The organism is Gelidibacter japonicus (genome assembly GCF_010725055.1).
GTDB classification, from domain to species: Bacteria; Bacteroidota; Bacteroidia; order Flavobacteriales; family Flavobacteriaceae; genus Gelidibacter; species Gelidibacter japonicus.
In genome coordinates, this window is record NZ_BJKB01000002.1 from 1 (window position 1) to 12,748 (window position 12,748).

At 38.0% G+C, this 12,748-nt stretch carries 11 protein-coding genes; 6 read left to right on the forward strand and 5 right to left on the reverse strand.

The genetic code is table 11. The annotated features are described in order from the left end of the window. Positions 1-161: 161 nt before the first annotated feature. Entirely contained in the window at positions 162-2,669 is a 2,508-nt protein-coding gene (locus tag G6N06_RS02060; protein ID WP_163514403.1) for a M14 family metallopeptidase, read from the forward strand. Here the strand turns inward: G6N06_RS02060 and G6N06_RS02065 are convergent. Together G6N06_RS02065 and G6N06_RS02070 are read right to left on the reverse strand one after the other, a co-directional pair. Continuing rightward, positions 2,664-3,713 carry a 1-acyl-sn-glycerol-3-phosphate acyltransferase gene (locus G6N06_RS02065; protein ID WP_240337942.1) on the reverse strand — a complete coding sequence of 350 codons (1,050 nt, stop codon included), beginning with the start codon at positions 3,711-3,713 and terminating at the stop codon, positions 2,664-2,666. The two genes, G6N06_RS02060 and G6N06_RS02065, sit on opposite strands and share 6 nt — an antisense overlap. Before the next feature lie 12 nt (positions 3,714-3,725). Beyond that, on the reverse strand, positions 3,726-4,061 hold the full coding sequence (locus G6N06_RS02070) for a tRNA-binding protein (protein WP_163514404.1): 336 nt from the start codon (positions 4,059-4,061) through the stop codon (positions 3,726-3,728). Positions 4,062-4,115: 54 nt separating this feature from the next. On the opposite strand from G6N06_RS02070, the gene G6N06_RS02075 reads away from it, so the two are divergent. The 3 genes from G6N06_RS02075 to G6N06_RS02085 all read left to right on the forward strand — a co-directional run bounded on the left by G6N06_RS02075 (position 4,116) and on the right by G6N06_RS02085 (position 6,896). Further along, the gene (locus G6N06_RS02075; RefSeq protein WP_163514405.1) at positions 4,116-4,685 is read left to right on the forward strand and encodes a thioredoxin family protein; all 570 of its coding nucleotides are present in this window, start codon (positions 4,116-4,118) and stop codon (positions 4,683-4,685) included. 80 nt (positions 4,686-4,765) lie between these two features. Further along, positions 4,766-6,037, forward strand: coding sequence for a hypothetical protein (locus tag G6N06_RS02080; protein WP_163514406.1), 1,272 nt, complete (start codon positions 4,766-4,768; stop codon positions 6,035-6,037). Positions 6,038-6,284: 247 nt separating this feature from the next. Beyond that, positions 6,285-6,896 carry a hypothetical protein gene (locus G6N06_RS02085; RefSeq protein WP_163514407.1) on the forward strand — a complete coding sequence of 204 codons (612 nt, stop codon included), beginning with the start codon at positions 6,285-6,287 and terminating at the stop codon, positions 6,894-6,896. On the opposite strand, the gene G6N06_RS02090 is transcribed toward G6N06_RS02085, so the two are convergent. After that, positions 6,883-8,406, reverse strand: coding sequence for a GH3 family acyl-acid amido synthetase (locus tag G6N06_RS02090; RefSeq protein ID WP_163514408.1), 1,524 nt, complete (start codon positions 8,404-8,406; stop codon positions 6,883-6,885). The genes G6N06_RS02085 and G6N06_RS02090 overlap by 14 nt on opposite strands. Positions 8,407-8,433: 27 nt before the next feature. Then, entirely contained in the window at positions 8,434-8,751 is a 318-nt protein-coding gene (locus G6N06_RS02095; RefSeq protein ID WP_163514409.1) for a four-helix bundle copper-binding protein, read from the reverse strand. 237 nt (positions 8,752-8,988) lie between these two features. Here G6N06_RS02095 and G6N06_RS02100 point away from each other — a divergent pair, with 237 nt between their 5' ends. Beyond that, positions 8,989-9,594, forward strand: a complete 606-nt coding sequence (locus G6N06_RS02100) for a beta/alpha barrel domain-containing protein (protein WP_163514410.1) — start codon at positions 8,989-8,991, stop codon at positions 9,592-9,594. A 15-nt stretch (positions 9,595-9,609) separates the two neighbouring features. On the opposite strand, the gene G6N06_RS02105 is transcribed toward G6N06_RS02100, so the two are convergent. Next, positions 9,610-11,763, reverse strand: coding sequence for a TonB-dependent receptor (locus G6N06_RS02105; RefSeq protein WP_163514411.1), 2,154 nt, complete (start codon positions 11,761-11,763; stop codon positions 9,610-9,612). Between the two features lie 218 nt (positions 11,764-11,981). Here G6N06_RS02105 and G6N06_RS02110 point away from each other — a divergent pair, with 218 nt between their 5' ends. Beyond that, complete coding sequence (locus G6N06_RS02110; RefSeq protein ID WP_163514412.1) at positions 11,982-12,650, forward strand: lysoplasmalogenase; 669 nt, start codon at positions 11,982-11,984, stop codon at positions 12,648-12,650. Positions 12,651-12,748 lie beyond the last annotated feature (98 nt).

The window sequence follows — 12,748 nt, forward strand, 5'->3', positions numbered from 1 at the left end:
ACCATATAAGCCAACTTTTTCAATTTTTTATTGACGCTATTTTAACCTAGTATATTAAACTATCATACAAAGTTAAACTTAACCAAAAAGAAAATCGTCTAAAAATTACTTTTTAGACGACCTCTTTTTATATTTATAGTTTAACTAAAATACTTATGAGAATGAGATTCCTATTCACCTTGTGTCTTTTGACATCCTGTCTTATTTTTGGACAAAAGCAAACTGACCTATCCTATTATCTACCACAAAACACGACTTACGACAAATCGATTCCTACTCCACAGTCCGTTATAGGCCATGAAGTTGGTGAGTGGCACATCACTCACGATAAATTGGTGGAATACATGAAAGCCCTGGCTGCAAGTTCAGATAGGATCACTCTTGAAAATAGAGGTACTACCTATGAAGGGAGGCCTTTAGTGTTACTCACCATTACTTCAGCAAAAAACCATCAAAATATTGACGCCATCCGCCAGCAACATATTGCGGCCACTGAAGATAATTCATCTGTGGACATTAGCAATATGCCCATTGTGGTCAACCAAGGTTTTTCCATTCATGGCAATGAGCCTAGTGGATCTAATGCCGCACTTTTAGTAGCCTATTATCTCGCTGCCGCAGAAAGTAGCGAAGTTAAAGACATGCTTGACAAAATGATCGTGCTTTTTGATCCTTCATTCAATCCTGATGGGTTACAGCGTTTCGCTTTTTGGGCAAATTCCAATAAAAGTAAAAACCTGAACCCTGATCCAAACGATCGTGAATATAATGAAGTCTGGCCAAGAGGTAGAACCAACCACTATTGGTTTGACATGAACAGAGATTGGTTGCCCGTTCAATTGCCAGAATCAAGAGTAAGATTGGAAACTTTCCATAAATGGTTGCCCAATATCCTGACGGACCATCATGAAATGGGTACCAATAGCACATTTTTCTTTCAACCGGGAATCCCGAGTAGAACACACCCTCTAACCCCACAATTGAATCAGGAATTGACGGAACGAATTGGCAATTATCATGCAAAAGCCTTTGATAAAATTGGGTCATTTTATTATACCAAGGAAAGTTTTGACGATTTCTATTACGGAAAAGGTTCTACCTTTCCTGACATTAATGGAAGCATCGGTATTCTTTTTGAACAGGCCAGCTCAAGAGGCCATATTCAGGAAAGTGACAATGGTCTATTAACTTTCCCGTTTACCATCAGAAATCAGTTTACTGCAGCCTTATCGACGTTGGATGCCGGGTACCATATGCGTGAAGATATTTTAAGATACCAGCATGATTTTTTCAAAAATGCACGAGGTGAAGGAAACAAGGAAAAAGGAAAAAACATCGTTTTTGGAGATTCTAAGGATGCCGCCAAAACCTATGAATTGGCCGAAATTCTAAGAAGGCATCAAATAGAAATATATGAACTTAAGGACGATGCAACGATAAACGGCAAACATTTCAAAAAAGGCTACAGTTATGTCGTTCCAAAAAACCAGAAAAACACGCGATTGATCAACGCCATGTTTGAAAAGCGCACCACCTTTCAAGACAGCTTGTTTTATGATGTTTCTGCCTGGACCTTGCCCTTGGCCTTTAACTTAGATTACGCTGAAGGTGTTCCGTCCACGCATGTAGGGGAACAGGTTTTGGATTTAAAAATGAAACCCGGAAATGTATCCGCAAAAAGTGATTATGCCTATGTCATGGAGTGGCATGAGTATTACACTCCAAAAGTCCTTTACCAACTATTAAAGAACGACTTAAGAGCCAAGGTGGCAATGAAGCAATTTGGCACCAAGGACAAAAGTTATGATTATGGCACCATCATGATTCCCGTTCAAAACCAATCAAAAAATGCCGATGAACTTTATCAGTTTCTGAATGAATTGGCTAAAGAAAGCCATGTGCAAATAGATGCCATCTCAACAGGTTTAACTGAAGGTGTCAACTTAGGGAGCAATGAGTTCAGACCCTTAACCCTACCTAAAGTGGCACTGATTGTTGGCAATGGTATTTCATCTTATGATGCAGGAGAAATCTGGCATCTTTTGGATCAACGCTATGACATGATCTTGACCAAATTGGACACTGACAATTTAGGCCGTATAGATTTAAGTCGATACAATACCATCATCATGCCAAGTGGCAATCTCGACAAAAGTAACACTGAAAAATTGGCAACCTGGGTTGAAAATGGCGGAACACTCATTGGGTTTAAAAACACCTTACGTTGGTTGAACACCAATAAATTCATGAAATTGGATATTAAAAAATCCGAACGTGTCGCCAAAAACATAACTTTTGAACAGCGTCGCGATTACAGTGGTGCACAAGTAATTGGAGGTTCGATTTTTGAAGCAAAATTAGACCGCTCCCATCCTATTAATTTTGGTTACAAAAATGAGACACTTCCTTTGTTTAGGAATTCCACCCTATTTGTCAATCCAGATAAACAGAGTTATAACAACCCTATTCAATACACTAAAAACCCACTGTTGAGTGGCTATGTCTCCAAATCCAATTTAGACAGTTTGGCCCTTACAGTGCCGTACCAAATGCAACGTATGAAACGTGGCAAAGTGGTTGCTTTTACTGACAACACCAATTTCAGGGCATTTTGGTTTGGAACGAATAAATTAATGATGAATGCTATATTTTTTAGAGAAGAATTATAATTTAACGGCTAACAGATCCAAAACAATAACCAAGGAAAGATATAAAAGCGCATAAAGAACTCCAACGTTAAACCATAAGATGACTGCCGTGACCAACATAAAAATAGGCACCAAACTTATGACTACGGCGAAGCGAAAAGTAGAAGTGAATTCTGGCTCCTTAATTTTCGATTCTATAATGAGTTTCCAGATAGCGTAAGGCAGAAAAAGAGAAATACACAATCCCATTTTAGCAACGACTTTTATGGGATTTTTCTTTTGTTTTAATTCCACTTGGCAGTCTTCAAACTGAGTTGCCACACATTGATTGACCGCTTCAGGTTTTAGAAAATCCGCATTTAAGTCTTCTAACTTTTGCAGTTGGGCATAATAATCATCGCCATCAACATGTGTGGTAAGTTTTGTTAAAGCATCAAATACATCTTGCTTCAATCGTAATACTGTAGCATGGGAATGTGGTGCCTTGTAGTTTTTTGATGGCAATGGTTTTCCAAAGTTTAGGATCACATGGTCAGCAAATTCGTCAGGGCGTCTATAATTAAAACCTACAGGTACCAAATTGATCTCAATATCCGGATGGTCAATCAAAGTTTCGGCAATGATTCGAGTGAAACCTTTACTCAATGTCCTCACTTGACGCTTTATATTATGGCTCCCTTCGGGGAAAAGCATGATGGCGTTATTTTCATAAAGCAATTGCGAACAGGTTTTAAAAATTGCCTTGTTATTCGACAAACTATCCCAACCATCTCTAACCCGATACACGGGCAACATCATGAGGCTCTTCAAGAATTTACTGATCCAAGGTTTTTGGAAAACACTGGCCCGTGTTAAGAAATAAGAAAATTGTCCTTTTTTGGTGGCCATAAGAAGCGGATCCATCAAACCGTTTTGGTGGTTCCCTAAAAAAAGCGTCGGTTGGTTAGGAGTCAGTGGTTTTTCATAATTGCACTCGATTTTTTTATAATAAAAAAACAAAGCCAATCTGAGGTAAGCTCTCATCCCATGCAACCATAACAATTTCAATTTGCCATTTCCCTTCAATTGTTCTACAGTTTAAGCTACGGATGAGCCATTTTTAACCAAAATTTCTGGTTGTAATAAAAACACATCACTATCCTTAACGGCTCCCATAACTAAACACTCGCTCATAAATTTGGCAATTTGCTTTTTCGGAAAATTGACGACAGCTACAACCTGTCTGTTCAATAAATCCTTCTTGGAATATATCGTGGTAATTTGTGCAGAAGATTTTTTAATACCCAAGGGGCCAAAATCAATAACCAATTGATAGGCAGGGTTTCTTGCCTCCGGAAAATCATTGACCTCAATAATAGTTCCTATGCGTAAATCAACTTTGGTGAACTCCTCAAAAGTCACTATCTTTTCCATGCTCAAAATTTAGTCAAACTTAAACTCATTCGCAAGATAAAAAAAATAAAAATTATGGCTGAGACCCCATCAAACATGTTGCCTTTAGGAACGAAAGCGCACGATTTCAATCTGTTGGATACCGTGAGTGGCAAAAAGCTCACTCTTGATGATTGCAAAGGTCTAAAGGGAACCGTCATCATGTTTATTTGCAACCATTGCCCATTTGTAATCCATGTCAATTCAAAATTGGTACAATTGGCCAAAGACTTTAAGTCCAAGGGCATCAATTTTGTGGCTATTTCAAGTAACGACATTGAAAACTACCCACAGGACGGGCCTGAATTCATGAAAAAGAGGGCCATTGATGAAGGCTATATATTTCCCTATTTATTTGATCAAACCCAAGAGGTAGCCAAAGCCTATAATGCTGCGTGCACCCCAGACTTTTATGTTTTTGACAGTCACTTGGAATTAGTTTACAGAGGTCAACTTGACGATTCGAGACCTGGAAATGACGTCCCAGTAACGGGAGAAGATTTAGCCAATGCCCTCAATGCCCTACTTCATAATATGCCAATCTCACAGGACCAAAAACCAAGTATTGGCTGTAATATTAAATGGCGTCCAAACAAACAAAAATAAATTTATATACTTTTTCCTATCTCAATAAAAGCAAGTGAATTGGCCAGACATCCTCAAATTCTATTAATAAGGAACGTAACATGAAAAAAATCCTCATAACCATTGGAGCCGTACTTGTTCTTTTTATTATCCTCCTGTATTGGTCCTTAAACAGTACACCCGAAAATTATGAGACCTCAAAGATTGTCACTCTTGACAATGTCAATTCGATCAATTTTAAGGATTACGATTCGCTCATCGTTTCAGCAAGTACCTTATATGAGGCCAATGATTTGAAAAAACTGATGCAAGGAGAGCATTATCGGGAAGCTTGGGCAACACCCATAAAAGTACCTGTAGTATTTTTAGACACACTATTAGGTGGTCTAACCATTATAAAAGAAGGCGGTGGCAACCAAACCAAATCCTTAAAACTTCAAGATAGCATTGGAAATAAATACGCACTAAGAAGCATCAATAAAACACCTGGCCCCTTGGTTCCCAAATTCGCAAAAACCTTGGGCCTGGAAAATATCATTATAGATGGAATTTCCGCTCAACATCCATATGCAGCAACGGTTGTTGCATTGTTGGCAGATGCTGCAAACATCCTACACACCTCTCCTAAAGTTTATTTCATTCCGAAGCAAGAGACTTTAAAGGAATATAATGAAAATTACGGCAACAAGCTCTTCCTTTTTGAACATGAAACTGAAAGCAAAACCAATTGGACGTCTATCGAAAACGTCAGCACCATTATTGAAACTGACGACCTACAAGAACTCAAATTAGAACGCGGTGACTCACTTAGGATAGATGAACATGCCTTGGTAAGAGCACGGCTATTTGATCTAATTATTGGTGATTGGGACAGACATGCCAAACAATGGGGCTGGGTGATTAAAAATGAGCAAAACGGCCAGATTGCCATTCCGCTACCTGCCGATAGAGACAATGCCTTTTTTAATGTCGGCGGCATCATTCCGAGTATTATTGCCAATAAAAATGTCACCCCTGAAGTGCGACCTTTTATTGATGACATTGATTATTTGCCAGGCTTGATCCACGATTTTGATGTCTATTTCCTAAAAAACACAGCGGCCAGTGTTTTTGTTGAAGAAGCACAGCTTCTGCAAAACTTATTGTCAGACCAAGCAATAGAAAATGCGGTACGGCAATGGCCGTCACAAATCTACGAGTTGAATGGCTTGGAAATAGAAAAGAAACTTAAAAACAGAAGAGACCAACTTCAAAATTATGCCAAGGAATTTCATCGTATCTTAATTGAAAAACCTTATCCTACAGTACCGTTAAAAGGCTCAGAAGACGTTGACTTTGAAGGCCACTACCTGAACTGTTTCGAATGCTTTTGATACCCCTTAAAGATGGTTTTAAATAAAAAAAAACGGCTAAAATAAACCGTTCTTTTTCAATTTTGAGGCAAAAAATCATTTTTTATCAATGAGCAAATAACCGTATTTAATACCACATATCCATGTAATGTCAATGGCTTTGTTAGCTCGAAAAAAACAATAGTTGACTCTAATGCGTTTTTCGTTAAATAAACCCAAAACGGGGTGTTTTTTTGTTTAAATAAATGTATTTTATGAGTTGTAAATTATGAAATATCTATTTTTCTTAATCATAACTCTTAGTACATCCATGAATGCCCAGCACATTATTCCTGATTCCATTTCAGTAGAAATTAATAAAGCTTTAGAATATTATCCTGAACTCAGAGAAACACACATAGAATTCAGATTTAAAAGGAACATAAAAAAATCGACCATGCAGGCCAGACCAACGTTTGGGAGCTTTTTTAGATCACGCAAAAACAGGCGATATGTCGTTCTTATTAGTGAAACATTCAAAATTTCGGATAAAAAATTCTTGACCAAACATATTCCTTCGGATATTTTAATCGGTTGGATAGGCCATGAACTGGGCCATGTAATGGACTACTCCAATAGAAGTAAACTCAACCTCATTTGGTTCGGAATTAAATACCTTCTTTCTGACACACATATTGTAGAAGCTGAACGTGCGGCAGACACTTATGCGATACGACACAATATGGAAGAATATATATTAAAAACTAAGGATTTTATCCTAAACAATGCCGAAATACACGATGCCTATAAACTGCGTATAAAAAAGTATTATTTATCACCAGAAGAAATCATGGAAATGATCAAAAAAAGAAATATGGAAGCTGATATTATTGCTCAGTAACAAAGGCTTCCCATTCCTTAAATTTCTCTTCCTTCATGACCCGTTCCATTTTCACCTGGCCTCCCTTTTTCTTATTGGCACCACTCCATTCGTGAAATACGGAAGGGTTCACCAAGGCCACCTTAACTCCTTTTAGGGCTTTACTTCTGGCCACTCTATAGTTTTTATTGGCTTGCTTTAAAAAATTGTCCAAGCTTTCCTCAATTTGCTTTTCATCAAGATTATCTTCTGTTCCGATATACCAACAGTGATAAAATTCATTATCCTCTCCTCGTTTTGCACAAATGGTATATTCTGGGATTTTTGTAGAAAATTCCGACTCAAGATGCTTCATCGCATCATCCATTTTATTGACCGATAATTGCGATCCAACGGTGTTCAAGAAAAACTTGGTGCGTCCCGTAATTTTTATTTCCGCCCGTTCCACATCGGTGAACATAATAGTGTCGCCTATTTCATAACGCCAAGCACCACTGACCGTGCTCATTAACAACACATAATCCTGGTTTAATTCCACATCTTTCAAAGTAATGGACGGGGCATCTTCTACCAATGAGCCATCCTCTTTAATAAATTCCGGTCTAAAAGGAACGAATTCAAAGTAAGCGCCCTCATCCGTAACCAGTTTCATGGCATCCGTCTCCGGTCTTGATTGGAAAGCTACAAAGCCTTCCGACGCTAAATAAGTGTCGATGATTGTAATAGGATGCCCCATTAAGGCGTTGAAACTTTTTTCATAAGGTCCGAAGGCAACACCACCTGAGGTAAACACTTGAAGATTTGGCCATATCTCATGGATATGGTTTAACTTGTGATGACTGATTACTTTTTGAAGCATGAGCTCAATCCACGACGGGATCCCACTCAAGGCTCCAATATCCCAGTTTTTGGCATTTTCGGCAATCCGTTGTACACGGGCATCCCAGTCGTCAATTTTAGAAATTTCTTCACCCGGCTTATAATAAGGACGGAACCAAAAGGGAATTTTGCTCGCACTAATCCCACTGATTTCACCTTCCAAATGGTCATTGTTCTCTTTTAACTCTGTAGAGCTGCCCAACATCATGATTTCCTTTTCAAAAAAATCAGCCGGAAAATCAAAATTACTCAACGCAAATACTTGTTGAATCCCCGTACTTTTGATGGCGTCAATCATATCATCAGTAACAGGAATACGTTTACTCGATTTTCCGGTCGTTCCAGAACTTAAAGCAAAATACTTAGGATGCCCTGGCCAGGTGACATCCTCTTCGCCATCTTGGAGTCGATACCACCACTCTTCTTGAATTTTATTATAATCAAAATAGGGCACCTTGTCTGAAAAAGCAATTGCCATATCGTCAGATTCCAAAATGGATTCAAAATCATAATGCTTGCCAAAAGCCGTATCCTTGGCTTTGGTTAGAAGCTTTTTTAAAACGTCTTGCTGCTCTTCAATAGGATTCTTTTCTGAAGACAAAGAGTCTTTAACATCAATAAATCCTTTAATTATATTACCGAGTATTGCCATGGATCAATTATAAAAATTAAGTTAGAATTATGCAGCCATTTGACGGCATTCTTCCGCACATTTTCTGCAAGATTCCGCGCATTTCTGACAGTGTTCGTGATCGTGTTGTGAACATTGCTCCGCACACCAATCGCAAATTTCTGCGCATAGCTTACAGTATTCTGCTGCATACTCACTATCTGCCGCCATCATTTTTATGGACACCAAACACGCATCAATACATTCTACACAACATTTTGGGCAGTCATTCATACTTTTCATTCCTGCCATTTCAACAAGGCAATTTTGACAATCAACCAAACATTTTTGACAGGCTTCGATACATTTTTGATATGCTGTTTTCATAATAAAGAGATTTTACGCAATTTCTTTATTTTTTAAAAAGAAAGGTGTTCCAATAAATAAAAGCTTTAACCCTAATCAATTCTACGGAAATTTTCGCGCCATTTGTTCCCTGAAATCAGGAATGAGCAACTCCTCTTGCTTATTTTCGAATATCTTTGAAGATATTTGCAGCTATCGAAAGTTATGGGCGAAAAGTCCCAATTGGCATAAAACAGATGTAAATACCATCAATGAAATATGATTGTACTGATAGCACCTCAAAAAGATATAGAAAACGAAACACCAATTCTGAATCAGTTATTCAAGGCTGGTTTAGAGTGTTATCATTTAAGTAAACCCCATAAAAACTATCAAGAACATGCTACTTTTATAAATGAGATAGACACAACCTATCACCATAGAATTGTAGTCCACGATTTTCATGAATTGACGAATGACTTTGATTTACAAGGAATCCACTTCGAAGATGAAAAAAGAAGAAGATATATTGATGTGCCTACTCGCTATTTTAAAAACTTCCAGCTTTTCGGGAAAACCATCAGTTCTTCATTTCATGAATTAAACGAATTAATAGATAACGACTTTGAATTTGATTACCATCTCTTAGGTCCAATATTTTCCTCAGGACATCAACCCAACTCTGAAAGAAGTCAAATCCAGGTCAGCGATGTCGATAAACTGATCTATGCCGTGGATGGTTTTGATACAAGCAACCTACAAAAAGCCTTCGATTTAGGATTCAAAGGCCTAACTTTAAGGGAAAGTGTATGGAATAGCACTGATCCGGTCAGGAATTTCAAGGACATGAAATCTATTCATGACGCCTTAATCAACGCACTTTAATCCAAATTCAATTAATCACAAATTATCCAATTGATTATCCGTGCCCTTATCGCTTATGGTCCAAAAGAAGCCCACAAAGAAGAACTGATCCGCCGCTGGCAGCAAGGCTCTTCTTGAATAAACACCATTTAGATCCGGCGTATTGGAATATTGATAGCCATTGACATTTTTAAAACCCAATACATTGTTTACAGAAAAATAAAGTATCTTTTGCGGGCTCAATAAATACGCCCAATTGAGGCTCAGATTATTATAGGATTTCGTTTTGGCATTTAAAAATCCATCGATATTGGGATCCGTATAGTTTCTACCAGTAGCAAATGCATAACTGAAACCTACTTGACTTCTCCAATGGTCTATCCAATATTTGCCCACCACAGAAAGATTGTGGGTATTGACAAAACTCGGTTTTGCGGCATACGGATAATGTTTATAGTCTCTTTCCGTATCCAAAAAAGAATAACTTATCCAATAATCCACATTCTTGATATTTTTATTATCGCGCCAAAACAGGTCGATGCCTTTGGCATAACCACTACCTGAATTGTCAAAATTGGTAGCAAAATCGATAAACTCTGAATCGTATTTTACCAAGTGTCTGTAATCTTTGTAATAGGCCTCAGCTCTAAAAATACGTCCCTCAGCGTTGTATTGATAATTGAAGATATAATGAGTGGTATTTTGCGGTTGGAGTGCTTGATCAAGTTTCAAAATGTCATTGTTAGGATTTTGATAATAGTTACCATAAGCCAAAGACACCTGGCTTCTTTTTGATGTTTTATATGCTAAGGATAATCGCGGCGCAATCTCAGAAGCTTTGAATAATTGATTATAATCCATTCTTAAACCGGCTTTCATGGCCAATTTTTTTGAGAAAATAACATCTGCTTCTGCGAAGACGGCCGCAATATCATTCATAAATCCGTAATGAATTGACGCTATCCTATCATCTTGATAGTTCTCATTAAAATGGGTTGAAAAATATTCGGCACCAAAATTTAATTTCAACCGATTGCTGAATCGGCGTTTCAATTTCAATTTGGCGTGGTACGAATTTTCAGTATCCTCAATATCTTTATCCATAATTCCAACATCTGTTTGGCCATGTGTATAGCTCAAACCACCAAAAATGGACCATACATCGGTCAACATCCCTCGATAAGAACCATTGAAGTATAGATTCTTGTTGTTCAATTTAAAATGGAAGCCTTCGGCATAATTGATGTCCTCTTGGGTCAGTTCGAAATTGGAGGCATCAAAGGCCGTGTATAATTTTAACAGTCCACTATCAAAATGTCCTCTATATACAGCTTCACCAGATGCCGATTCAACAGGTTTTTCCCAGTCATTTCGATCAGGAAACAAAGCGTTATAGGGTGCCAAATTGATATAAGAGGCATTCACGCTCAGCGAGCTTTTTGCCCATTTTTGGGTATTGCCAAGCGTCCCCCCTAAAGTCATGAAGCCGATATCGGTTTTGTTCTGATCTGCTTCATCAATGGTATTGAGCAACAAGACGCTAGAGAGTGCCTGCCCATATTCAGCCGAATAACCACCAGTGGAAAATGTAATGCCATCAAACAAAAAAGGCGAATAGCGCCCGCGGGTCGGTATATTATTTGTTGTTGAGCCATATGGGGTAAACACCCTAATACCATCAATAAAAATCTGTGTTTCCTCGGCTTCCCCGCCACGTACAAATAAGCGTCCATCTTCCGCAACGGTTGTTGTTCCAGGCAAGGTTTGCAAGGCACCCACAAAATCTCCCAAGGCACTCGCAGTAGTCACCACATCCAGAGGTTTTAATACAGAAACCTTACCGTTGTCACCAGCTTCAAAAGTGCCTGCTGAAAGCACTACGGCATCCAAGGTATTGACATCTTCACGAAGTTTAATGTGCAAATCCGTCATTGTTTTGACCTCAGCTCGTTTTTTAAAGGTTTCGAAGGAAAGAAAAGAAACCACGAGGGTTTGTGTCCCAGTTTCGCTCGTGGAAAAAGAAAATACCCCGAAGGCATCTGTTGTGCCACCATCATAAGAGCCTTCGATATACACATTGGCTCCTTCAATAGCTACACCTTTTTGATCAGTAACTTTTCCAGAAATTGTGGCTTGTCCAAAATTGTTTATAATTGTAAAAAAGAAGAAAAAAGAGATTAGTGTTTTCATAATATTCGTTGTCGTACCCAAGTGTGCCTTTTCCTGTCCGAATGAATCCGTTTTGGAGGTTGGTACGTGCGGGTTGGTTGATGGTACAAATGTGGATTAAATCAAACGGATTGGAAATTCCTTAGTTCCGAACTGTCATAATTTAAGGACGAATTGACTTTTTGATTATGAAGTTGATATTTCCGTCATTTTAGTATCTTAGGTGCAAAATCCAACCGATGCTGACCAAAACCGAACAACAATTTACCATTCTGTTTATCCTGCTTCTTATTGCAGAGCTCATCTGCGGCAGCGTCGAAAGTTTGTCAGCATGGCACTATTTTACAAAACCTTCTTTGCTCACTGCTTTAATTGTCTATTTCTATTTCAACAGTAATAAACTCACCCCGAAAACTAAAGTCATGACCTTAATAGCACTTGTCTTTTCCTTAATGGGCGATGTGTTTCTAATGTTCGTTGACCTGTCGCCAAAATTTTTCATGTTCGGATTGGCGTCCTTTTTATTGGCGCACGTGTTTTATATCGTGGTATTTTGGACGCGAAGAAATTCGAAAATCAAACCCATAGGTTTAATTGTGGTTTTGATAATGTATGCGATCGGACTTTTTTATCTGCTCAAAAATAGCTTGGGTGAGATGTTGATTCCGGTCATTTTTTATATCATTGTTATTTTATTGATGGCCATTATGGCATTTTTAAGACAAGTAAAAGTTTCAAAAATAAGTTTCGTTTTGGTGTTTTTAGGTGCTATATTGTTCGTGATTTCTGATAGCATTTTAGCTTTGAATAAATTTTACATGCCCTTAAGTTTTTCGAGCATCAGCATCATGTTTTCTTACGCTTTGGCTCAGTTCTTTATCGTTATGGGACTCCTAAAACAATCATAGGCATACTCTATAGTTATAAATCAATGATCTATAAATCAGCTTTTAACGCACTCAAATATAAAGTCATTATTTAACACTAAATACGGTCTATTGTTTTT

Coding starts and splice junctions, on each gene's coding strand:
- G6N06_RS02085 (WP_163514407.1), top strand. CDS start 6,285: ATGAAATATCTATTTTTCTTAATCATAACTCTTAGTACATCCATGAAT.
- G6N06_RS02080 (WP_163514406.1), top strand. CDS start 4,766: ATGAAAAAAATCCTCATAACCATTGGAGCCGTACTTGTTCTTTTTATT.
- G6N06_RS02090 (WP_163514408.1), bottom strand. CDS start 8,406: ATGGCAATACTCGGTAATATAATTAAAGGATTTATTGATGTTAAAGAC.
- G6N06_RS02105 (WP_163514411.1), bottom strand. CDS start 11,763: ATGAAAACACTAATCTCTTTTTTCTTCTTTTTTACAATTATAAACAAT.
- G6N06_RS02070 (WP_163514404.1), bottom strand. CDS start 4,061: ATGGAAAAGATAGTGACTTTTGAGGAGTTCACCAAAGTTGATTTACGC.
- G6N06_RS02075 (WP_163514405.1), top strand. CDS start 4,116: ATGGCTGAGACCCCATCAAACATGTTGCCTTTAGGAACGAAAGCGCAC.
- G6N06_RS02060 (WP_163514403.1), top strand. CDS start 162: ATGAGATTCCTATTCACCTTGTGTCTTTTGACATCCTGTCTTATTTTT.
- G6N06_RS02100 (WP_163514410.1), top strand. CDS start 8,989: ATGATTGTACTGATAGCACCTCAAAAAGATATAGAAAACGAAACACCA.
- G6N06_RS02110 (WP_163514412.1), top strand. CDS start 11,982: ATGCTGACCAAAACCGAACAACAATTTACCATTCTGTTTATCCTGCTT.
- G6N06_RS02095 (WP_163514409.1), bottom strand. CDS start 8,751: ATGAAAACAGCATATCAAAAATGTATCGAAGCCTGTCAAAAATGTTTG.